At 63.2% G+C, this 20,381-nt stretch carries 19 protein-coding genes; 8 read left to right on the top strand and 11 right to left on the bottom strand.

The genetic code is table 11. The features are described from left to right. The first annotated feature begins 101 nt into the window (after positions 1-101). From R3E49_RS01490 to R3E49_RS01480, 3 genes are read left to right on the top strand one after another with little or no spacing between them, the layout of a single operon-like run. Positions 102-665, top strand: a complete 564-nt coding sequence (locus R3E49_RS01490) for a UbiX family flavin prenyltransferase (RefSeq protein WP_371293428.1) — start codon at positions 102-104, stop codon at positions 663-665. 43 nt (positions 666-708) lie between these two features. Continuing rightward, positions 709-1,923 (top strand): MFS transporter, encoded by a 1,215-nt coding sequence (locus tag R3E49_RS01485; protein ID WP_371293427.1) that lies wholly within the window; start codon positions 709-711, stop codon positions 1,921-1,923. Beyond that, a complete protein-coding gene (locus R3E49_RS01480; protein ID WP_371293426.1) occupies positions 1,904-2,668 on the top strand; it encodes an SDR family oxidoreductase in 765 nt (254 codons plus the stop codon). Before R3E49_RS01485 ends, R3E49_RS01480 begins: the two co-directional genes overlap by 20 nt. A gap of 6 nt (positions 2,669-2,674) precedes the next feature. Here R3E49_RS01480 and R3E49_RS01475 read toward each other — a convergent pair whose 3' ends face one another. Then, on the bottom strand, positions 2,675-3,367 hold the full coding sequence (locus R3E49_RS01475; protein ID WP_371293425.1) for a cupin domain-containing protein: 693 nt from the start codon (positions 3,365-3,367) through the stop codon (positions 2,675-2,677). Between the two features lie 207 nt (positions 3,368-3,574). Here R3E49_RS01475 and R3E49_RS01470 point away from each other — a divergent pair, with 207 nt between their 5' ends. Further along, the gene (locus R3E49_RS01470) at positions 3,575-4,549 is read left to right on the top strand and encodes a 2-hydroxyacid dehydrogenase (protein ID WP_371293424.1); all 975 of its coding nucleotides are present in this window, start codon (positions 3,575-3,577) and stop codon (positions 4,547-4,549) included. Between the two features lies 1 nt (position 4,550). Here the strand turns inward: R3E49_RS01470 and R3E49_RS01465 are convergent, their stop codons facing one another. From R3E49_RS01465 to gorA, 5 genes are read right to left on the bottom strand one after another with little or no spacing between them, the layout of a single operon-like run. Continuing rightward, positions 4,551-5,432, bottom strand: coding sequence for an AraC family transcriptional regulator (locus R3E49_RS01465; protein WP_371293423.1), 882 nt, complete (start codon positions 5,430-5,432; stop codon positions 4,551-4,553). Beyond that, positions 5,429-6,313 (bottom strand): DUF4340 domain-containing protein, encoded by an 885-nt coding sequence (locus R3E49_RS01460; RefSeq protein WP_371293422.1) that lies wholly within the window; start codon positions 6,311-6,313, stop codon positions 5,429-5,431. The genes R3E49_RS01465 and R3E49_RS01460 overlap by 4 nt, the downstream gene beginning before the upstream one ends. Next, the gene (locus tag R3E49_RS01455) at positions 6,310-9,144 is read right to left on the bottom strand and encodes a Gldg family protein (protein ID WP_371293421.1); all 2,835 of its coding nucleotides are present in this window, start codon (positions 9,142-9,144) and stop codon (positions 6,310-6,312) included. The genes R3E49_RS01460 and R3E49_RS01455 overlap by 4 nt, the downstream gene beginning before the upstream one ends. Further along, entirely contained in the window at positions 9,141-10,079 is a 939-nt protein-coding gene (locus R3E49_RS01450) for an ABC transporter ATP-binding protein (protein WP_371293420.1), read from the bottom strand. The genes R3E49_RS01455 and R3E49_RS01450 overlap by 4 nt, the downstream gene beginning before the upstream one ends. A 19-nt stretch (positions 10,080-10,098) precedes the next feature. Continuing rightward, positions 10,099-11,457: a glutathione-disulfide reductase gene (gene gorA / locus R3E49_RS01445; RefSeq protein ID WP_371293419.1), complete on the bottom strand. Its 1,359-nt coding sequence runs from the start codon at positions 11,455-11,457 to the stop codon at positions 10,099-10,101. Between the two features lie 111 nt (positions 11,458-11,568). Between gorA and R3E49_RS01440 the strand changes: the two genes are divergently transcribed. After that, positions 11,569-12,609 (top strand): YdiY family protein, encoded by a 1,041-nt coding sequence (locus tag R3E49_RS01440; RefSeq protein ID WP_371293418.1) that lies wholly within the window; start codon positions 11,569-11,571, stop codon positions 12,607-12,609. Positions 12,610-12,616: 7 nt separating this feature from the next. Here R3E49_RS01440 and R3E49_RS01435 read toward each other — a convergent pair whose 3' ends face one another. The 3 genes from R3E49_RS01435 to R3E49_RS01425 form a co-directional block, all read right to left on the bottom strand. Next, positions 12,617-13,687: a 3-deoxy-7-phosphoheptulonate synthase gene (locus R3E49_RS01435; RefSeq protein ID WP_371293417.1), complete on the bottom strand. Its 1,071-nt coding sequence runs from the start codon at positions 13,685-13,687 to the stop codon at positions 12,617-12,619. 73 nt (positions 13,688-13,760) lie between these two features. Beyond that, positions 13,761-15,197, bottom strand: a complete 1,437-nt coding sequence (locus R3E49_RS01430; protein ID WP_371293416.1) for an MFS transporter — start codon at positions 15,195-15,197, stop codon at positions 13,761-13,763. Between the two features lie 25 nt (positions 15,198-15,222). Beyond that, the gene (locus tag R3E49_RS01425) at positions 15,223-15,618 is read right to left on the bottom strand and encodes a zf-TFIIB domain-containing protein (RefSeq protein ID WP_371293415.1); all 396 of its coding nucleotides are present in this window, start codon (positions 15,616-15,618) and stop codon (positions 15,223-15,225) included. Positions 15,619-15,822: 204 nt separating this feature from the next. Here R3E49_RS01425 and R3E49_RS01420 point away from each other — a divergent pair, with 204 nt between their 5' ends. Beyond that, a complete protein-coding gene (locus R3E49_RS01420) occupies positions 15,823-16,452 on the top strand; it encodes a cytochrome c (protein ID WP_371293414.1) in 630 nt (209 codons plus the stop codon). Between the two features lie 134 nt (positions 16,453-16,586). Continuing rightward, positions 16,587-17,201: a hypothetical protein gene (locus R3E49_RS01415; RefSeq protein ID WP_371293413.1), complete on the top strand. Its 615-nt coding sequence runs from the start codon at positions 16,587-16,589 to the stop codon at positions 17,199-17,201. Positions 17,202-17,245: 44 nt separating this feature from the next. Here R3E49_RS01415 and R3E49_RS01410 read toward each other — a convergent pair whose 3' ends face one another. Then, entirely contained in the window at positions 17,246-18,379 is a 1,134-nt protein-coding gene (locus R3E49_RS01410; RefSeq protein WP_371293412.1) for a PQQ-dependent sugar dehydrogenase, read from the bottom strand. A 63-nt stretch (positions 18,380-18,442) separates the two neighbouring features. On the opposite strand from R3E49_RS01410, the gene R3E49_RS01405 reads away from it, so the two are divergent. After that, complete coding sequence (locus R3E49_RS01405; protein ID WP_371293411.1) at positions 18,443-18,886, top strand: hypothetical protein; 444 nt, start codon at positions 18,443-18,445, stop codon at positions 18,884-18,886. A gap of 17 nt (positions 18,887-18,903) precedes the next feature. Here the strand turns inward: R3E49_RS01405 and hemN are convergent, their stop codons facing one another. Then, entirely contained in the window at positions 18,904-20,322 is a 1,419-nt protein-coding gene (gene hemN, locus R3E49_RS01400) for an oxygen-independent coproporphyrinogen III oxidase (protein ID WP_371293410.1), read from the bottom strand. Positions 20,323-20,381 lie beyond the last annotated feature (59 nt).

Genomic DNA, 20,381 nt, shown 5'->3' with positions numbered 1-20,381 from the left:
TCGACAAGGGTACTACAGCTGCCCCGCCAGCACCGTACGACAGTGAAATCACAGCGCCGTGCTGGTAAAGTGCGAGGTCTTTCGGCGCGGCAGGGCAGAGCATGGCACAGCGGATCATCGTCGGCATCAGCGGCGCCTCGGGCATCGTCTATGGAGTGCGTGCACTCGCAATGCTGCGCGACTGTGGCGTGGAAACGCACCTGGTGATCACCAAGTCTGCAGAGCTCACGCTGCACCATGAGCTGGACATGTCCCTGGATGAGATCAAGGCGCTGGCCACCGAAGTCCACCCCATTCGTAACGTCGGTGCCTCCATTGCCAGTGGTTCTTTCCGCACGGCCGGCATGCTGATTGCGCCGTGTTCGGTGCGCACCATGGCAGAGATAGCCACCGGCGTGACCTCAACACTGCTGACCCGGGCGGCGGACGTGGTGCTCAAGGAGCGCCGCAGGCTGGTGCTGGTTGTACGCGAAACGCCCCTGCACACCGGGCACCTGCGCACACTGACCCAGCTGTCGGAAATGGGCGCGGTAATCGCACCGCCGGTGCCCGCGTTTTATGCGCAGCCGGAGTCCCTCGATGCGATGGTCACCCAGACTGTGGGTCGACTGCTGGACTTGTTCGATATCGATTCGGGGCAGGTCAGGCGCTGGCAGGGCGAGTGAACGCCTTGCACACATCACGTCCGCAGCCGGCTGTGGCGGCCTGATGCCCATTCTGTTCGGTGTGGTGCTGCTCGACCTGATCGGATTCGGCATCGTTATCCCGATTTTGCCGTTCCTGTCACCGCAGCTCGGTGCAACAAAGATCGATATTGCCCTGATTATCGTCACCTATGCCGTGTTTGCCGGCATATCGGGCCCCTTCTGGGGGCGCCTGTCGGATCGTCGAGGGCGCAAGCCGGTCATTATGATCTGTCTTGCGGGAGCGGCCGCCTCCTATGTCATGCTTGCCCTCGCCAGTGAGCTGTGGATGATATTTGCCGCGCGCGCCTTCGCCGGCATCATGGCGGGCAATCTTGGTGTCGCCTCGGCGATGATGAGTGACATTACCGCGCCGGAAAAGCGGGCCAAAGGGATGGGGATGATCGGCGCGGCATTTGGCCTGGGTCTCGTTCTGGGGCCCTTGCTGGGTGGTCTGCTGGCGGGGAGCAGCGGCAGTTTTGTTCTGCCCTGCCTGGTGGCGGGCTGTATGTCGATGCTTGCGATCCTTGCCGCGGCTCTGTTTCTGCCGGAGTCGGTGACGGCCCAGCGCCGTGCGGCCCACCGCCAGGCACATCGCGACGGGTCGCGGCAGTCGACGCGGGCGATGCTGCGCGCAACAGGCAATCGCCTGCTGGTGCTGCAATATGTGTTGCACGCCGCGGCGATAAGCTCGGTGACGTATCTGGTCCCGCTGTGGCTGGGGGATGTGCTGGGCTGGGGTGCGCGGGAAGTCGGGCTGGTGTTCGGCGTACAGGGCGCCATCATGGTGCTGCTGCAGGGGGGATTGCTGGGCACGCTGGTGCGCCTGTTGGGCGAGTGGCAGCTCCTGCGTCTGTCGGTTGCCGCCTTCATGGCCGGCCTCTGTCTGGCGGTGCTGGCTGGCGGTATGCCCCTCATGCTGGCTGCCGTGTACATTGCCATGTCAGGCTCGACATTGTGCATGCCGCTGCTGAACACGATTACCAGCCACCGCACACCCGCGGACCTGCGCGGACAAATGCTGGGTACCACCGCTTCCGCTGCATCCTGGGGCCGCGTGGTCGGCCCACTGCTGGCCGGCGGCAACCTCGCGGCCTTCGGCTATACCGGGGCCTGGTTGGGCTGTATCGTGCTGGTCAGCATGTATCTGGCCTGGGCGCTGAGCCCGCATCCAGCCCCCCTTGTTTCACAAGCATCATCAACGGAGGAGACGCCTTCTCATGACTACCCAACTGTTTGACCTGAATGGGCGCATAGCGCTGGTAAGTGGCGCCAGCCGCGGTATCGGTGAGGCTATTGCCCGCCTGCTGGCGGAGCAGGGGGCACATGTTATCGTGTCCAGCCGCAAGCTGGAGGGCTGCCAGCCGGTGGCCGATGCCATTCGTGACGCCGGTGGGAGCGCCGAGGCCCACGCCTGTAATGTGGGGGACATGGGTGACATCCAGGCCCTCTTTGCCCACATCCGCAACGCGCACGGGCGCCTCGATATCTGTGTCAACAACGGCGCCACCAACCCGTACTTCGGACATGTGCTGGACACCGACCTGGGTGCCTTCCAGAAAACCGTCGATGTGAACGTACGCGGTTACTTCTTCATGTCCATCGAGGCTGGAAAGCTGATGCGCGAGCAGGGCAAGGGGGCCATCGTCAACACGGCCTCGGTCAATGCACTGCAGCCGGGCCCCATGCAGGGCATCTACTCGATCACCAAGGCCGCTGTGGTCAACATGACGCAGGTGTTCGCGAAGGAGTGCGGCCCCCTGGGCATTCGCTGCAATGCGTTGCTGCCAGGCCTGACCAAAACAAAGTTTGCCGGTGCGCTGTTCAGCAATGAGGACATCTACCAGGCGGCCATTGAGAAAATTCCCCTGCAGCGCCACGCGGAGCCGGAAGAGATGGCTGGAGCCGTGCTCTACCTGGTCTCTGATGCCGCCAGCTACACCAACGGTGAATGCATTGTGGTGGACGGTGGCCTGACGATCTAGGCGGCGTTACGCGCTGCGTAGGTAGGTAAAGCCGCCCTCTTTGATGTACAGCTCGCAGTAGTTGTTACTGGTCGGGTTGATCGCACCGCCTGCGGGAATGCGCAGCCAGCAGTGGGTGCCGTAGTGCCCGTAATCGTCCGCGAAGTTGCCCCGCAGTACCAGGATTTCAGCACCCTGGGGAAAGTTGATCTGGCCGATGGCTGACGGCTCGTCCCAGCTCTCCAGGCGCATGAAATCGGTGTAGGGTTCCTGGGCGTAGAGCTTCTTCCAGCTGGTATTCTTGCGGATCGATGGCTGCCACGGGGTGTTCTGCGTGGCGATGGCGACATGTTCGCGGTCCGCACCCGGAAACTGGCGCAACTTCACGAAGAGCAGGCAGCCGTCGCGTGAGAAAGGCGCATGCCTGAAGCCCTCGGGGTTGAGCAGGTAGCTGCCTGCAGGCCAGTCGCCATGCTCATCGGAAAATACGCCCTCCAGCACGAGGATCTCTTCACCCTGTGGATGATCGTGCGCGGGAAAACTGGCCCCGGCTTCGTAGCGAACCAGCGACGTCACCTGACCTGACTCCGCCTGGCCTACCCGGTGCAGGCGTTTGCGCAGCACGTGTCCTCCAGGGCTGGGCGTCCACTCCAGGGTGCCTGGGTCTACCACGGTGCGCAGGGAGAGGTCGCCATTCAGGGCAACGCGGTTATCGGACATCTTGTTACCTGTAAGCAGTAGGGGGATGTGCGCCGGCAGGCTATTCGACTGCATTGGGAGGGCGTGGTTCCTCAGCATATGATAATCGGATTGCCGGCGGACACAAACTCTGTTTGTGTCCGGATAGGCCGTCCGGACAGGCTGGCCGCCCTCGACTGGTTGCCGCTGCGCTGTTTTCTGTCACAGTCTTTGGGGTATGCTCAACCTATGGAAAAGAAAGTGTTCGTGACCCATGAGTTGCCCGGTGAGGTGATCCACCAGTTGTCCGGGCTGTGTGATGTCAATGTCTGGCTGGGGCCGGGCCTGCTGCCGGCGTCGGGTTTGCGCGAGGAGTTGTCTGATTGCGACGGGGTAGTCTGTCTGCTCACTGACCGCATCGATCGCGAGCTCGTTGAGGCGCTGCCCGGTTTGCGTTTTGTGTCGTCCATGTCAGTCGGTGTCGACCACATTGACGTGCAGGCCCTGACTGCCCGGGGTATACCCCTGGGCCACACACCGGGCGTGCTGGTGGAGACGACAGCAGACACGGTGTTCGCCCTTTTGCTGGCTGCGGCACGGCGCGTATCAGAGGCCGACCGCTTTGTGCGGCAGGGAGAATGGCGCCGTGAAAACCGCTGGTCTCCGGATTTCTTTACCGGCAAGGATGTGGGTGGCGCCACCCTGGGCCTGGTGGGCCTCGGTGAGATTGGTCAGGCTGTCGCGCGCCGTGCACAGGCCTTCGGCATGCGTGTCATTGCCTGGAATCGCACACCGAAGGCGGTACCGGGCGTGCGGTTGCAGAGTCTGGAAAGCGTACTGGCCGAGAGCGACTTTCTTTCCGTGCACCTGGCGCTGGCACCCGAAACACAGGGCTTGCTCAACACCTCACGTATCGCCGCGATGAAGCCCGGCGCGGTGCTGATAAACACCGCCCGCGGCGGCATCGTCGATGAACAGGCGCTGGCGGAGGCGCTGTCCAGCGGCCGGCTCTATGCGGCAGGTATCGATGTCTTCGCCGAAGAGCCGGTGCCCGTTGACAACCCCCTGCTGTCGCTGCCCAACGTCGTGCTGACGCCACACATCGGCAGCGCGACCGCCCGCACCCGGGCGCGCATGGCGGATATCGCCGCCGCCAACGCCATCGCGGCGCTGCGGGGGGAGCCGATGCCGCACTGCGCCAACCCCGAGGTCTACGCGCGCTGAGTCACTTGCGCACAGAACTCCGGTAAGCGCGCGGCGACAGACCCACCGTCTGCTTGAACAGGCGGGAGAAATACAGCGCATCCTCATAGCCCACTGCCGCCGCAATTGCCTTGATGCGCATTTCCGTGCTGTCCAGCAGCTGGCAGGCGTATTCTATCTTCATGTGCAGGAAGTGCTTGATCGGTGAATAGCCGGTCAGGGCCTTGTAGCGACTGGCGAAGTGGTATTTCGACAGGTGCGCAATGTTGGCCAGTTCTTCCAGCTCCAGGCTGGTGTGAATGTTGTCCTGCATCGTCGACTGAATGGCGTCGAGATCCAGCCCGGCGGGGTGGCTGGCCCGCTGTTGTGTGGCCTCCAGCACAATCTGGGTAAACAGGTGGCGGCACTGGTTGGCGGCATTCACGAACGCTGAACTGCTGTAGCCGGTGCGGTTCACCGCCAACAGGTTGTGGAAGGCAGCAATCAGGCTGGGCGCGATGCCGGCCTGTACGACGGGTCGCCCCTCGCGGTAGCCGAGGTATTCCATGAACAATCCGCTGCTGATTCCCTGGAAATGTATCCAGTAAATACTCCAGGGTGTGTCGCGACTGGCGCTGTAACTGTGCGGGACACCCTGGGGCAGGAGTATCAGGTCGCCCGCACTGATCGTGTGGCGCTGTTCCCCAAGACGCAGACTGCCGCTGCCATCAACACAATAGAGAAGCAGGTTGTCATCATGCCGCAGCCTGCGCATCCGGTGGCCGCGGGCCTGCGGATAGTAGCCCATGGCCGTGGGGTAGCAGTCCCGTGTCAGGGGATGCCGATGCAGCTTCTCCAGCATGAAGGCGGGCGTCAAAAAACGCACACCTTCAGCGGGCAGCGGCCACTTCGAGGTGGTGCTCATGGACCACCGTTCAGGCGGTCCACATCCAGTGTGCGCAGCCGGTCGAAGTCGTAGGCGCTGAGGGTGAAAAACAGGTCGTAGCGGGCATCGCGCACGAACTGTTTGTCCTCCAGCGTATAGAACGCCAGCTGCCGCTCGCCTTCGGCGTCGCCGGTTGCAAGGCTGAAGGCCGGTTGGCGGGCACTGAGCTGCCGTCGCTGATCTTCATCGGCCACGCCGTCTACCTGCAGGTTGGCCAGTCCCAGTAGCAGCGCCTCCAGCTCCCGCGGCTCAGGTGATGCACCTGTGGCCGACTGCCAGCGGTTGCCCTCGCGGGTGAGCTGGAACCCGTCACCCCGCACCCGCTGCGGGTCCGCTACGCGCAACAGAGTCCGGTCAAGCCAGCCGCCGGCGTTTGCGGGTGCATCGAACGCACTGAAGGGCAGGCTGTAGATGGGGTCCCGGTTTGCATGGCGCGCATGAACCTGCTGGAAGGCCGGCGCCGTGCCGAGGAACACCGTGCTCTCCTCGCCCTCCGCGGTGGAAAGGCGGATACGCCGCTGGTAGTGGTAGTCCGCGACCTCGAAACGCTGCCGTGCCGGCACACTGGAGGCAACGGGAAAGCCGTGCCTGACCTCTGTTATCGCCTTCAGCAGGCGATCGACCTGCGCCGAATCGGCGCTGAGACCCGCCAGTTCAGGCAGGGTCCACCCCGCGGGGGTGCGCAGCAGCTCAACCTCCGCGCCCTGTGCATCGGCGATGCTGATCCGCGTGACGGTTTCCGCTGCAACGCTGAGCAGCGCTTCGCCCGGGTTCTCTGCCGCGAGGTGCTCCTGCGGCCAGTAGACGGCGGCGGTGATGGCGCACTGGATCATCAGTATCAGCAGCAGCACGCGAATCACAGTCCCAGCCTCCGCCGGTAGGCGCGCCGGCGCAGCGAGGTGCGCAAGCGGTGCACGCCAGCCAGTATCAGCAACCAGACGACCGCAAGGCCATAGTTCAGGTACTCGATCCACTGCTGGGCCTCGCGGCTCATCGGTGGCAGAGTGCGGTTGAAATGTGCCCGATTGCGGATGGACAGCAGTGACTGATCCTGCAGCGACCACTCCAGGGTATTCATGAACAGCTCCAGGGGGCTCAGGTACTGTGTGCCTGCTGCAGCGACCATGGCGTTCAGCATCTGGTCGTCCATGAAGTCGTTGGAACTGAACAGCACCAACCGTGCGGATTCCGCGGATCGCCGGAGCAGGCCCCGTGGTTCACGCCCGTTCTCTGCGCCGATGGCTGGCGCCCCCCGGGACGCGAAGGCCGACTGGAAGCGGCCCTCCAGCACAACGCCCAGGACCTGGCTGCCGGTTTCCCCTTCGACGACAAAGCGGGGACCGGCCTGACCTTCCTGCTGCGGCAGAATATCGCGATTTGCCGACGTCCAGGCCCGCTCTGAACTGCGCAGCAGTGTGATGCTGCGCAGGCCCTGAACGGGCTGCACCTCGATAGGCGCCGCCCAGCCCAGTGTCAGCTGCGGCAGGTTGGCGGTGATCGGGTGTTGCGGGTTCAGTGCCGGTGGCCTGATGTCGAGGAAGTAGGGGTAGTCGATCATCTGTACATCGCGGAACTCGTAGTCACCCACGCGGCGCAGAACCGGCGCCGGGAATGGTGCATTCTGTTCATCGAGCACCAGTTCAGGCGCAATGTGCAGTCCGTGTGCTGCCAGCCATGTGTCGAGGCCGCTGGGATAGTCCAGCAATCGCATCTCGCCATTGCTGAGCTCCACGCTGAACGGAGCGGTTGCCAGTACAACCGTGCCACCCCGCATCAGGAACTGGTCGATGGCAAACAGGCTGGCGGCATCCAGCGCGCGCGGTGCAACGACGGCGAGGATGTCCGCGTCGGGGTCGACACTGCCATCGCTGAGCTGTTCGCTGCGAATGGTGTAGTCCCGGGTGATGGCCTGCTCAAGATTGGCGAAGGTGGGCGCGCCGAGGTGAAAGCGTGCCATTTGCTCATTCATCTCCGGCACGGCCAGCGCCACGGTTTTGGTCAGGCCACCGGCGAAGCGGCGCAGACCCGCCTCCAGCACGGTGGCGAAGTCGTCCGGATCGAAGGCATCGGTGGGCAGCTGTACCACCTGGCGCTCGTCTTCCAGCGTGAGGTAGAACCAGAAACGCTGCTCTTCTCCCAGCCCGGCGATCATCGGCTGAAAGCCCCAGGTGTCGGCCAGGTGTTGCGCCAGCGCGCCGTCATTGGCTTCGGGCTCTGCAAAGCGGTAACTGAACTTGCCACCGGAGTTGGCAACCTGCGCATCCAGTTGCGCCTGGATGGCGTCGCGGTACTGGCGCAGCCGCTCCGGCAGCAGGGCGTGGGGAGAAACATACGCCACCAGCTGCACGGGTTGTTCGATGGTGCTGAACAGGTCATCGCCCAGCTGGTACTGCTGCAGTACATCCCGGATTGCCCGTGTCAGGTCGAACTCCGGATTGCGTAGGCGCACCTCCGCCTCCGTGTTGCCGGCGCTGCGCACATCGATCAGGTCGGTGAAGCCGAGCGTCGTGAACTCATCGCCATAGCGCACCAGGATGTGGAACCAGGCATTGACCAGCGTTGACTGGTAACGATCCGCGATCTGCAGCGGGGTGGCGTTCATGCGGAAGCGGTCCCGTGCCTCGCGCTCCAGCTCCGGGTGTTCCGCCGGATCGATGAACTCAACCCTGATCCTGCCGCTGCTCGCGCTGGCATACTCCTCAATCAGGTCGCGCAGCTGCGGCACCAGGGGCGCCAGCAGGGGATGGGTGCGATCGCTGAAATAGCCCCGGATTAACAGGGGCTCCTGCAGCTGGCCAAGGATCTGCTGCGTGGTGGGCGAGAGTGAGTACAGTCTGCCTTCGGTAACATCCAGCCTCATGCCGGACAGCGGCTGCAGCCAGAGGTTGGCCAGCAGCAGGTTGGCTAGCAGCAGTAAGATCGCGGCGGTCGCCCGCTGCTGCTTGCGGCTACGTATGTCGCGGGCCCAGCGCTCGCGCTCCAGACTGAACACGTTCAGGGCCAGAAAGCCGATGATCAGGCTCAGGCACCACCCCAGGTCGCGGATGTCGAGCACGCCCCGGGTGATATTGTCGAAGCGCGCGCCGCTGCCCAGCAGGCGCAGCCTTTCGGCGCTGCTGTCGGTGACCAGGGCTGTCAGCGTGCTGCTGCTCGCCAGATACAGCAGGCTACCCAGAACTGCGCTGCCGATGAGGCTCACAATGGGGTTATCCGTGCGTGCGGACACAAACAGTCCAATGCTGATGTATACCGCGCCGAGTAGCAGCGAGGCCAGGTACCCCGCAGCGACCGGGCCCCAGTCGAGGTCGGCCATGAGCGCGGCACTGACTGGCAGGGGCAGCGTTGCCAGCAGCGCCAGCAGTAGCAGGCCGGTGCAGGCGAGGAATTTCCCCAGCACGAAGCGCCAGATGCCTACCGGTTGCACCAACACGTGCTCAAGGGTGCCGGTGCGGCGTTCTTCACTCCACATGCGCATGGTCAGGGCCGCGCTGAGCGGTATCAGCAGCAGCGGCATCCATTCAAACAGCGGCCGCACATCGGCAATGTTGCGCGCGAACCAGGATTCCACCCAGAAAAACAGGAACAGGGTCAGCGCCGCAAAACCGGCCAGGAACAGCCAGGCGACAGGTGAGCCGAAAAACAGCCGCACCTCCTTCTGTGCCACGCGACGAATGACGCTGTTGGTGGTCACGTGCCGGCCTTCCCGGATGTGGCATCCCGGAAGATGCTGTCGAGGTCGCGCAGTTGGGGCTGCAACTGGAACAGGCTGGCGCCGGCCCGGACCACGCACTGGGCAATATTGTTTGCCGCGGTGTCGGCGTCTGCGTTTTCACGCAGTGTGAGCAGCCAGCTTTCTCCTCCGGCGATGTCGGCGCGCGGATGTACGGCCGCAATCTGCGGCAGCCGGCGCAGCCAGCGCTCGAGATCGGGCTCCTCGGTGCCCGCGCGCAGCACCAGGGTGCGGCTTTTACGCAGATCGGCCAGCGGTGCGTCCAGTACCAGACGGCCAGCGGCCATCACCAGCACCCGGTCGCAGACCGCCTCAACCTCCTGCATGATGTGCGTGGAGAGAATTACCGTGGCGCGCCGCGCCAGCCGCCGCAGCAGGTCGCGCATCTGGCTGGTCTGCCCGGGGTCCAGGCCATTGGTGGGTTCATCCAGAATCAGCAGTTGTGGCTGGCCGAGGATTGCCTGCGCCACCCCCACGCGCTGGCGCAGCCCGCGGGAAAGCTGGTGGATCGGGTCCAGTGCGCGTTCCCCCAGTGCCGTTGCGGCAATGGCTTCCTGCAGCGCCAGAGCGCGCTCACGCCGCGGGATGCCCTTCAGCGTCGCCACATAGTCAAGGTAGTCCGCCACCAGCATTTCGGGGTAGATCGGCAGGTGCTCAGGAAGATAACCCAGGGTCGCCTGCACCTGGCGGGCACCCTCTGCCATGTCGACGCCGGCGACAGTCACACTGCCGGTGGAGGGCTCCAGATAACCGCTGAGCATGCGCATGATTGTGGTCTTGCCGGCGCCGTTGTGCCCCAGCAGACCAACCACCTCGTTGGCGCCAATCTCGAACGAAACGTTGTCCACGGCCAGTGTGTTGCCGTAGCGTCTGGACAGCGAATCGACAGATATCATGCGGAAATCGCCGGTCTGTTCAGTCTTCGTGCCAGGGTTCGCGCATGGTGACGAACTCTTCGGCAGCGGTGGGATGGATGCCGATGGTGGAATCGAACAGTGCCTTGGTAGCACCTGCACGCAGTGCGATAGCCATACCCTGAACAATTTCTCCGGCATCGGGCCCCATCATGTGCAGGCCCACCACGCGGTCGGTGGCCTTGTCGACGACGAGTTTCATGAAGGTTTGTTCGTCGCGACCGCTGATGGTGTGCTTCATCGGGCGGAAGGTTGCCTTGAACAGGCGGATATGGCCGAACTTCGCCCGCGCCTGCTCCTCCGTGAACCCTACCGTGCCGATATTCGGCTGGCAGAAAACGGCGGTGGGTATGAAGTCATAGTCGACCTGCTGGCCCGCCTCACCGAACTGGCGTCGCGCGAAGGCCATGCCTTCCGCCAGCGCGACCGGCGTGAGCTCCATGCCACCGATCACGTCTCCCAGGGCAAAGATGCCGGGCTCATCGGTCTCGAAATGCTCGTCCACGGCGATGGTGCCAAACTCGGTGAGCTTGATGCCGGTCTGCTCCAGGCCCAGGCCGTCGAGGTGCGACTTGCGTCCGGTCGCATACAGCACGGCATCGGCGGTGAGCCGTGACCCATCCGTGAGCTCCAGTTCCAGGCCGTCAGCGCCGCGTGAGATGGATTCGACGTTAACCTCGAAGCGCAGATCCACGCCGGTTTTGGCAATCTCCCGCGCCGCGTGCGCGCGGATATCGGCATCGAAGCCGCGGAGGAACAGCGGGCCGCGATACAGCTGTGTGACGTGCGACCCCAGGCCGTTGAAGATGCCGGCGAACTCCACGGCAATGTAGCCGCCACCGACGATCACCAGGCGCTCGGGAAAGCTGTCCAGGTCAAACACGTCGTTGGAGGTGATCGCCAGTTCGCTGCCGGGAAACTGCGGAATATGCGGCCAGCCTCCGGTGGCGATGAGGATCTTTCCGGCGCTGTATTCGCGGTCCCCCACGGCGACGGTCGTCGCGTTGACGATGCGCGCCCGGCCGTCGATGACGTCGGCGTTGGCCCCTTTGAGCATCTTGCGGTAGATCGCGTTCAGTCGGGAAATTTCCGTTTTCTTGTTGTCGCGCAAGGTTGCCCAGTCAAACGCCGGTTTGCTGCTGTCCCAGCCAAATCCCCGGGCGTCCTCAAATGCCTTGCCGAACTCAGATGCGTAGACATAGAGTTTTTTTGGCACACATCCCACGTTGACGCAGGTGCCGCCCATATAGCGGTCTTCGGCGATTGCCACACGGGCGCCGAAGCTCGCCGCCATGCGTGCGGCGCGCACGCCGCCGGAGCCGGCGCCGATGACAAACAGGTCGTAATCTTTCTCGCTCACAGTGATCTCCCAGATTGAAGGGGCCAGTCTACCAGCCGCCGAGCATGCGCATAAGGCGAGGCAAATCCTGTATTATAGGCGGTGCTCGATGAATTCAAGGAACTGGGGAACATGAAGCGGATTATTCACTCTTTGCGCCCGGCGGTGACCGCCGTAGCGCTGGCGTCAGGCATGCTCGCGGGGAGCGCACTTGCTGCTGACGAAATCGTTCTCAAAAACGGCTCTCGTATTCTGGGAACAGTCACTGGCGTGCGCGATGGTGTTGTTACTGTGGATACCGAGTTTGCAGGCACGCTCAAGATACAGCAGGATCAGGTGGCAAGCCTTACGGCCAGCGAGCCGATTGTGCTCAAGCTCGCTGATGGCACGGTGGTTGAGGAGCCGGCGCTGCGTGTCGAGGACGAAACCCTGCTGCTGGCATCTGCAGGAGCGCCCGCGGCGACCTATCCGCTGCAGGAACTTGCCGTCAGCAACCCGCAGCCCTGGGAGCTGGGCATGGGCTACCGCTGGACCGGGTTGGCCAGCCTGGCGCTGGAGATGCAGCGCGGCAATACCGATACGGATGAGTTGGATTACAGCCTGGAGAGCGTTTGGCGCAGCCTTCAGGACCGCTACACGGTGCGTGTCAATGGCGAGAACGATGAGGCCAACGAGGTCAAGAATGCCCAAAACTGGACAGCGCTTGGCAAGTATGACCGCTTCCTCGAAGGGCCCCTCTACTGGGGTGTGAATGCATCGGCAGAGCACGACAAGTTTGCCGACCTCGACCTGCGCTACTACGTCGGTCCCTACATCGGTCGCCAGTTCCATGAGCGTCCCCTCTTGACCCTCTCCGCGGAAGTGGGCGGCGTCTATGTCAATGAGGACTACATTGTCGCGGAAGACCAGGACTACCTGGGTATGAACTGGTCGGTCGATGCCTCCAGCAACTATATCAGCGATGTGTCCAAGCTATACCTGAAACACACCGGCATCTGGAACCTGGACCAGTTGGAGGATGTTATTCTCGACCTCACCCTGGGCCTGTCGTTCCCGCTGATGTTCAACATCGAAGGCGCTGCGGAGATCCTGCTCGAGTACGATTCCGGCCTGCCACCCGAGGTGGACAAAATGGACCAGACCTACCGTTTCCGCGTGGGTTACAGCTGGTAGACCGGCTTCACTGGCTGCGGCGCACGGCCGCCGCCAGTTGCTCCAGCAGCGGCACCGTCTCCGCCAGTGACAGGCAGGCGTCAGTGATGCTCTGGCCGTAGTTGAGCGTCTCGCGTTCGGCGATTGGCTGGTTGCCACGCAGCAGGTGGCTTTCCAGCATCACACCCCGGATGGCACGCTGCCCCTGCTCCATCTGATCGCAGAGCGACGATACCACCACGGCCTGGCGCCCCGGGTCTTTGTCGCTGTTGCCGTGGCTGCAATCCACAATCAGGGATGCAGGCAGGTCGTGCTGTGCCAGCGCTGTTGCCGCGGCCTGCACCGCAGCGGCGTGGTAGTTGGCGCCGGTGGCACTGCCACCACGCAGGATCAGGTAACCGTGAGGGTTGCCGGTGGAGTGGAGTATCGCCGGCGTGCCTTCCTTGGTCAGCGATGGGAACCAGTGGCTGTGGCGCGCGGAGCGAATGGCATCGATGGCGACATCGATGTTGCCGTTGGTCCCGTTCTTGAAGCCCACCGGCATGGACAGGCCGGAGGCCAGTTCGCGGTGAATCTGGCTTTCCACCGTGCGCGCACCGATGGCCCCGAAGCTCACCAGATCGGCGTAGTACTGGCCAAAGGTGGTGTCGAGGAATTCACTGGCGGCGGCCAGGCCCAGTGTGGCCACGTCCAGCAGCACACGGCGGGCCTGGCGCAGCCCCTTGTTGATGCGGAAGCTGCCGTCCAGGTCGGGGTCGTTGATCAGTCCCTTCCAACCCACAACCGTGCGCGGTTTCTCGAAATACACCCGCAGCACCGGCAGAATCGCATCCTCAAGTGGTGCGCAGGCGCTTTGCAATTGACTGGCGAAATCCAGCAGCGCAACCGGGTCGTGCACAGAGCAGGGGCCCACGATCGCCAGCAGGCGGCGGTCCTCGCCAGCGAGTACGGACTCGATGGTCCGCCGCGCACTGGCAATGGCGCCACGTTGTGCTGCGGGTAGTGGCAACTCCTCGGCCAATACCCAGGGCGTGATTAACGGCTGTGCGCCGTGAATGCGCACGTCATCCGTGAGGTCTGGCAGGTTGTGGTCGGTCATTGGGGTGCCGTTCGGGAATGTGGTCGGCCATTGTCGCGCACGGCTGCCGGGCCGACAAGGCAACCTGCTGGTGTCAGCCTTCGGGGTTGGTCTGTCGCCGCGCGGCAATCTGCGCCTGCACCGCCTCAACATGGGCCTGGCTGCTGCTGACGCGCGAAATAATCCACAGCGCGGCCAGCAGGGGTGGAATGACCCCGAGGCCGAGTGCGTAGACCAGGCCATGCTGCGTGGCGAGAGGTACGTCACCGGGGCGCATCCCGGTTTCCAGGCCGATGATGTCCAGTGCCAGGCCACCGTAGAGCGGCCCGGCGACGGTTGCCAGCTTGCTGACGAAGTTGATGACGGAGAAAAACCCGGCTTCCTGCCGCATGCCGTGGTCCAGTTCATGCTCGTCGGTGAGGTCGGCCACGATGGAGGTGCTGCTGACGATGCGCACCATGAACAGGTACATGAAGATGAGCATGAAGATAAAGTTCAGGATGAAGGTCAGGCTGCTGCTGTCGGTTGGCAACCAGCCGAACAGTTGCAGTGGGTAGAGCCACAGGCAATTGAGAATCAGGCAGGAGAGTGACAGCTGCACCAGGCGCTGCTTGGAAAAACGGCGGCCGAGGGGGCCCAGCGTCAACATGGCCAGTGCCACGCCGAGCAGCGTTGGCAGGGACAGGATGATGGAGATCTCGGCAGCGGAAAATGCCCAGAAGAACGTCCATACCAGAATATTCAGCGTGCTGATGACACCGTAGGCCGAGGTGGCTGCGATGTCGTAGCCGATCAGCAGGCGAAAATTGCGGTTGCCCAGGGTGCGCCGCAGATCACTGAACAGGGTCCGCAGTGTGGTGCGACTGTTGCCCCCGGGCTGGGCCACCTCCGGCTGTATATGGCGCCGCGTACCCAGGGTGCTGAGTGTCGCCATGACCCACACCACCGCGCAGGACAGCATGCCATACAGCGGATAGCGCGAGGGATCAAAGCGTCCGTCCACGCCATCCTGCTCGGGGAAGATGACGGTCAGGGCCACGGCGGGCAGCAGCACGGCGCTGAGGAACATGAAGCCCATGCGCGCGCCGAGCACCTGGCTGCGTTCGTGGTAGTCGCTGGTGATTTCCGCCGACAGCGCGAGATGGGGTATGGCGAAGGTCGTGACAAAGGTCCTCACCCACAGCGACCAGAACAGCAGCCAGCCTGCAAGCCAGGTGCTGTTGTCGACCACTGCTTGCGGCGGGGTGAACAGGCCGACAAAACCCAGCCCCAGCGGGATGATGCTCAGCGCCATGAAAGGGTGACGACGCCCGTGCCGGCTGCGCAGCCGGTCGGAGAGGGAACCGACGAGTGGATCGGAAATACCGTCCCAGATCAGGCTCACCGCGATAATCAAACCCGTGATGGTTCCGCTCAGGCCCAGCACCTGCGTGTAGAACAGCAGGATAAACATCGTGTACGCCGCTTCCTTGGCTGCGCCGACAGCGCCGCCAGCGCCGTACAGAACGCGGGTACCGAGTGAGGTCGTCATCTGGCTTGCGCCTTGCCTGCTCTGTCTAGCGCGCCCCCTTGATCAGGCTGCGGAAGCGGTCAACCAGTGTTTCATGCTTGTAGTCGGTGAACTCGCCGGCGTCCATGAACAGGCCATGTTCACTGCAGGTCTCGTACCAGATGTGCGGCTGTTCCGGGTCGCAGGTCTTCTCCATGTCCCGCTGACAGCGGGGGCAGGCAATGTCTTCCACCGCATCCCACTTGCGGCCTTCTGCAGGGAGGCCGACATCCAGTGCGTCTCCCATCCAGCGTGCTTTCAACCGGTCGGCTTCTCCGCTATCGAACCAGAGGCCCTGGCAGTGGCTGCAGCGATCAATGGTGATGTTCCCGTAACTCACCTCGTTCATGCCGTGGCCGCATTTGGGGCATCTCAGGCTGTGTTGGTTCGGGTCGTACTCCATGGCGGTTCCTGTTCAAGACGGTGCGTACCGCATCCGGGCGGTACTGGGGGAAAAGCGTGTCGATGAGTCTAGCGCAGCATCATTTGTTTGTCCCCTGTCGGTTGGTCCCCCTTTTGTCGTGACGCAGATGCTGCGCACCCGATACTCGTGAGATGCGAAAGCTGGTAGATTTGCCGCGTTTGTCCGGTTTCACAGGATACCCGTATGCCCGCTTCTCTCCTGTCGCTGCTCGGTTTAATGCTTGCGACCCTTGCGTTCGCCTCCCAGGCCGAAGTGCCTGACGCTGCTGAATTGTACGCCCCCTGTGCGGCATGCCATGGGGCATCGGCAGAGGGTAATGTCGCCCTGCGGGCACCGCGTCTAAATCACTTGCGCCCCGTCTATATCCTCGCCCAGCTGGACAAATTCCAGCGTGGCCTGCGCGGTGGAGCAGACGCCACGCTGGCGGCGCAGCAGATGGCGGCGTCCACCGGTCTGTTGCCGCCGGTGGAGCGTCTGCCAGATCTGGCCATTTATATCAGCGAACTGGAGAGCGGCGCCTCGCCGTCCACACTGGCTACCGGCGATGCGATAGCGGGCGGCAGGACATTCATGCGCTTGTGCGGGGCTTGCCACGGCGCGAACGCGGACGGCAATGTGGCGCTGAACGCGCCTCGCCTGGCGGGCGCGGACGACTGGTATCTGCTCGCCCAGCTGCACGCGTTCCGCGAGGGCCAGCGGGGTCGACACCGGGAAGACCGCACCGGCCGGCAAATGCGCAACATGGCGGCGATGCTGAACGACGAGCAGGCGCTGCAGGACGTCATTGCCTACATCCGCAGTCAGGGAGAGTGAGCCCGCAGTGTGGCGGCCTGCGGGTCCAGTGTGCCGATTCACGGTGGCGTGAGACAGATCAATAAATAGGCATTGCGCGCAGAGCAATTCCGCCTACACTGAAGAAGCGGTACCCGTTTATTCATTAGAGTGAAATGCCCATGCTGGAAAGAGAAATGTCGCAGGCCGTAAAAATGGCTGAGCAGGCGAATAAGAAGGTTGAGCAGCTGCAGAAGAAACTGCTTTCCGAAACGGAAAAGGCGCACGCCAAGGTCAAGGCAGACCTGACCGCGGCGCGTAAAAAACACACCGCGGCCAATACCCGCCTGAAAAAGGCGCGCAGTGCATTGCGCGGCAAATCCAGCACGGCAAGCCAGAAGCGTGTGGAAGAACTGGTGAAGCAGGTGCAGGAGCTGGCAGAGTCGGTGGCGAAAATGGCCAAAGCCGCTTATGCCTCCTTCGAAAAGCTGGTGCCCATCCAGGCTGATCTCGCGCTGGAGTCACGGCGGGCGCAGGCTGCCGATAAAGCAGCGTCCATGGTAGAGAAAGCGGCTGCGCGGCGTAAGGCAGCGAGTAAGCCGGCGGCGAAAAAGAAAGCGTCCGGCGGAAAGGCCAAGGCACCAGCCAAACGCAAAGCGGCAGCGAAAAAAGCGACGGTGAAGAAGGCCCCGGCGAAGAAAAAAGCGGTGGCCAAAAAAGCACCCGCCCGCAAAGCTGCGCCGAAAAAAGCCGCTGCGAAACGCGCACCGAAGAAAGCCAGCGCCAGTTAAATGGCCTTCTGATCCCCGTTCCGTCGCGCCCGGCGTGGCGGGGGTCAACGCGTTGGCGTGACCCTGATCAGGGCGCCGTTTTCCGCGTCGGTCAGCAGGTAAACGAAACCGTCAGCCCCTTCCCGCACGTCCCTGATACGCGCACCGAGTTCTGCGAAAAGTGGCATTTCATCGATCACCACACCATCGCGCAGTGTGAGAAGGCGTACTTCCTTGTCGACCAGCGCGCCGACCAACAGCTTGCCCTGCCAGGCGGGAAACTGCTCGCCGCCATACCACGCCAGGCCAGAGGGTGCGATGCTCGGTACCCAGACCTGCAGCGGTGGCGTCATGCCCGGCAGCTCACTGTAGGGAGAAACGTAGGCGCCGCTGTAGTCCACGCCATGGGTCGCCGCCGGCCAGCCATAGTTGCTGGCTGCGCGCAGAACGTTCACCTCATCCCCGCCCTTGGGCCCGTGTTCGTGCAGGTAGATTGTGCCGCTTGCGCGATCCAGTGCGAGCCCCTGCGGGTTGCGGTGGCCCAGCGTCCAGACCCGCTCGCTGCCCGGCGCCCGAAACGGGTTGTCATCGGGTACGCTGCCGTCCTCGCGGATGCGCAGCACCTTGCCCAGTTCGTTGCTGCCATCCTGCGCTTTCTCGCGGAAGTCAAAACCGTCTCCGGTCGCCAGCAGCAGCGTGCCGTCGGGCAGGAACAGCATGCGCCCACCGTAGTGCTGCGCGGTGTTTTTCTGGTCAGCGACCCAGAGAATATCCTCTCCGCCCACCAGCCTTTTGCCGCTGAGGCGCGCGCGGAAGATCGCGGTACCGTTGGCGAACTGATCGCCCTTGGCGTAACTCAGATAGACCAGCTGATTGCTTGCAAACTGCGGGTGTAGCAGGACATCGAAAAACCCGCCCTGGCCAGCAACGAAGGTCTCTGGTACGCCCTCCAGCGCTGTACGGCCAGTGCCGTCAGCCTGAATGTGCAGCAAGGCACCGTTGCGTTCAGTGACAAGAAAACTGCCATCGGGCAGTTGAGCGACAGACCAGGGGTGTTGCAGACCCTCCGCCAGGGTTTCAAGACGATAGGTACTCGCTGCCGCGGCGTCGGCTGCCGCAGCTTGGGCTGACCCGGCATGCAGACTGAGGCTGAGGCCGGCAGCGGCGAGAAAACGAAGTGTGACGGCGAGAACAGGCATGGGCTTTTCCTTTGCGGTGCGCCGGTTCATTATAAACACTCCCTGCACTACCGGTAGTCGCCCATGATTCGCGTCCTGAAAGCTTTTTTCCCTGCGGTATTGCTCGCCTATGTCGTTGCAAGCCTGTTCGCCACCCAGACGGTGCTGGCCAATCTGGGGGACCTGGGTGTGCCAGTGCCCATGGCGGTACGGCTGGAGGCAAGCCTGCACGACCTGATGGGTATGACGGCCTACCTGCTGCTGATTCTGCTGGCCTTTGTGCTGGCCATGCCGGTGGCGGCAGGCCTTGTGCGGGCGCACAGGGCGCCGGGGTCGCGCCTGTTCTGGTTCACGCTGGCAGGTTTCAGCGGGATGCTGGCACTGCACCTGATCATGCGCGAGGTGTTGGGTATCTGGGTAGTTGCTGCGGCGCGGGAGTGGGACGGACTGTTGCTGCAATGCCTTGCCGGCGCGCTCGGCGGCTGGCTGTTCGCCGTTATCAGCAAGGCGCGCCCCGCCAGCGCCTGATACGGGTGTGGAGCGCGCTAGATGATGCGCGAGAACCGGTTGCCTGACAGCTTGGTGTGATCGATGTAGGCGTCGAACTCCATGCAGAGCCGCCGCACCAACAGACGACCCGCGGGCATCACACGAATGCCCCCGGCATCCAGTTCAATCAGGCCGTCGCGCGCCAGGGCAGGCAGGCGCGCCAGTTCGGGCGCAAAATAGTCCTGAAAGTCGATACCGAACGCTGTCTCGATAGCGGCGTAGTCCAGGCCGAAATTGCAAATGAGCTCGTTGATGACTGCCTTGCGCAGCAGATCATCGTCACTGAGGCTGATGTGTTTCGCCAGCGGCAGTTGTCCGGACTCGATAGCCTGTGCGTAAGAGGTCACATCCTTGTGATTCTGGAAGTGGCTGTTGCCGAGGGCATTGATGGCAGAGACACCGAAGGCCAGCAGGTCGCAGTCCTTATGTGTTGAATAGCCCTGAAAATTGCGGTGCAGTGTGCCCTGCATCTGGGCCAGGGCCAGCTCGTCCCCGGGGAGGGCAAAGTGGTCCATGCCGATGTATTCATAGCCCGCCGCCAGCAATTGCTCAATGCTCTGGTGCAGGATGGCCATTTTCACGGCGGGCTCGGGCAGTTGCCGCTCGTCGATCTGGCGCTGGGTCTTGAACATTTGCGGCATGTGCGCGTAGTTGAACAGGGAGAGGCGGTCCGGCCGCAGCGCGATCACCTGGTCCAGCGTGCGTGCGAAAGAGCCCTCGCTCTGTCGCGGCAGGCCGTAGATCAGGTCCATGCTCAGTGACTTGAAGCGTTCTCTGTGAATCGCCGCCACCAGTGCAGACACTTCTTCCACGCTGTTGAATCGGTTTACCGCCTGTTGTACATCGGGGTCGAAATCCTGCACGCCCATACTCACCCGGTTGAAACCCAGCCCGCGCAGGTGCGCAATGCGTGCCGGCTCCATGCCGCCCGGATGTATCTCGATCGAGAACTCACCGCTATCGTCATCCGCAAGCTGGAAGTGTTGCCGGGTCTGCGCCATCAACGCCTGCATTTCGTCATCTGAAATGTAGGTCGGTGTGCCTCCCCCCCAGTGCAGCTGGCGCACAATGCGTCCGGGCCGCACAGCATCGGCCTGCAGGGCGATTTCCCGGTACAGCAGCTGCAGGTAGTCCGTGGCCCGCTGCCGGTTTGCGGTGATGATTTTGTTGCAGGCGCAGTAGTAGCAGACGGTGTTGCAGAACGGGATGTGGAAGTACAGTGACAGCGGCGCGCCCGCCGTGTTGCTGGCAGCTACGGCTTCGCGCCACAGCGTGTCGCTGGCATCGTCCTGAAACTGTGCGGCGGTGGGGTACGACGTGTAGCGCGGCCCGGCGAGGTTGTAGCGCGCGATCAGGGCCGGGTCCCACAGCGAAGACCCGGTCAACCCCGGGGTGGGCACGGAGAGTGCGGTCATGGCGAGAGGCCTGTTACAGGAGCAGTGCGCAGTGTAATGCGCGCTACCCCGGTTGCTGT

This window comes from Haliea sp. (genome assembly GCF_041395985.1).
Classification (GTDB): Bacteria; Pseudomonadota; Gammaproteobacteria; order Pseudomonadales; family Halieaceae; genus Haliea.
This window is presented reverse-complemented; position numbering and strand designations above follow the sequence as displayed.

Excerpts from the sequence above, each read along its gene's own strand:
- R3E49_RS01435 (WP_371293417.1), bottom strand. The coding sequence starts at position 13,687 with ATGACCGACCACAACCTGCCAGACCTCACGGATGACGTGCGCATTCAC.
- R3E49_RS01470 (WP_371293424.1), top strand. The coding sequence starts at position 3,575 with ATGGAAAAGAAAGTGTTCGTGACCCATGAGTTGCCCGGTGAGGTGATC.
- R3E49_RS01485 (WP_371293427.1), top strand. The coding sequence starts at position 709 with ATGCCCATTCTGTTCGGTGTGGTGCTGCTCGACCTGATCGGATTCGGC.
- R3E49_RS01480 (WP_371293426.1), top strand. The coding sequence starts at position 1,904 with ATGACTACCCAACTGTTTGACCTGAATGGGCGCATAGCGCTGGTAAGT.
- R3E49_RS01410 (WP_371293412.1), bottom strand. The coding sequence starts at position 18,379 with ATGCCTGTTCTCGCCGTCACACTTCGTTTTCTCGCCGCTGCCGGCCTC.
- R3E49_RS01430 (WP_371293416.1), bottom strand. The coding sequence starts at position 15,197 with ATGACGACCTCACTCGGTACCCGCGTTCTGTACGGCGCTGGCGGCGCT.
- R3E49_RS01425 (WP_371293415.1), bottom strand. The coding sequence starts at position 15,618 with ATGGAGTACGACCCGAACCAACACAGCCTGAGATGCCCCAAATGCGGC.
- R3E49_RS01405 (WP_371293411.1), top strand. The coding sequence starts at position 18,443 with ATGATTCGCGTCCTGAAAGCTTTTTTCCCTGCGGTATTGCTCGCCTAT.
- R3E49_RS01450 (WP_371293420.1), bottom strand. The coding sequence starts at position 10,079 with ATGATATCTGTCGATTCGCTGTCCAGACGCTACGGCAACACACTGGCC.
- hemN (WP_371293410.1), bottom strand. The coding sequence starts at position 20,322 with ATGACCGCACTCTCCGTGCCCACCCCGGGGTTGACCGGGTCTTCGCTG.
- R3E49_RS01420 (WP_371293414.1), top strand. The coding sequence starts at position 15,823 with ATGCCCGCTTCTCTCCTGTCGCTGCTCGGTTTAATGCTTGCGACCCTT.
- R3E49_RS01490 (WP_371293428.1), top strand. The coding sequence starts at position 102 with ATGGCACAGCGGATCATCGTCGGCATCAGCGGCGCCTCGGGCATCGTC.
- R3E49_RS01475 (WP_371293425.1), bottom strand. The coding sequence starts at position 3,367 with ATGTCCGATAACCGCGTTGCCCTGAATGGCGACCTCTCCCTGCGCACC.
- R3E49_RS01440 (WP_371293418.1), top strand. The coding sequence starts at position 11,569 with ATGAAGCGGATTATTCACTCTTTGCGCCCGGCGGTGACCGCCGTAGCG.
- R3E49_RS01465 (WP_371293423.1), bottom strand. The coding sequence starts at position 5,432 with ATGAGCACCACCTCGAAGTGGCCGCTGCCCGCTGAAGGTGTGCGTTTT.
- R3E49_RS01415 (WP_371293413.1), top strand. The coding sequence starts at position 16,587 with ATGCCCATGCTGGAAAGAGAAATGTCGCAGGCCGTAAAAATGGCTGAG.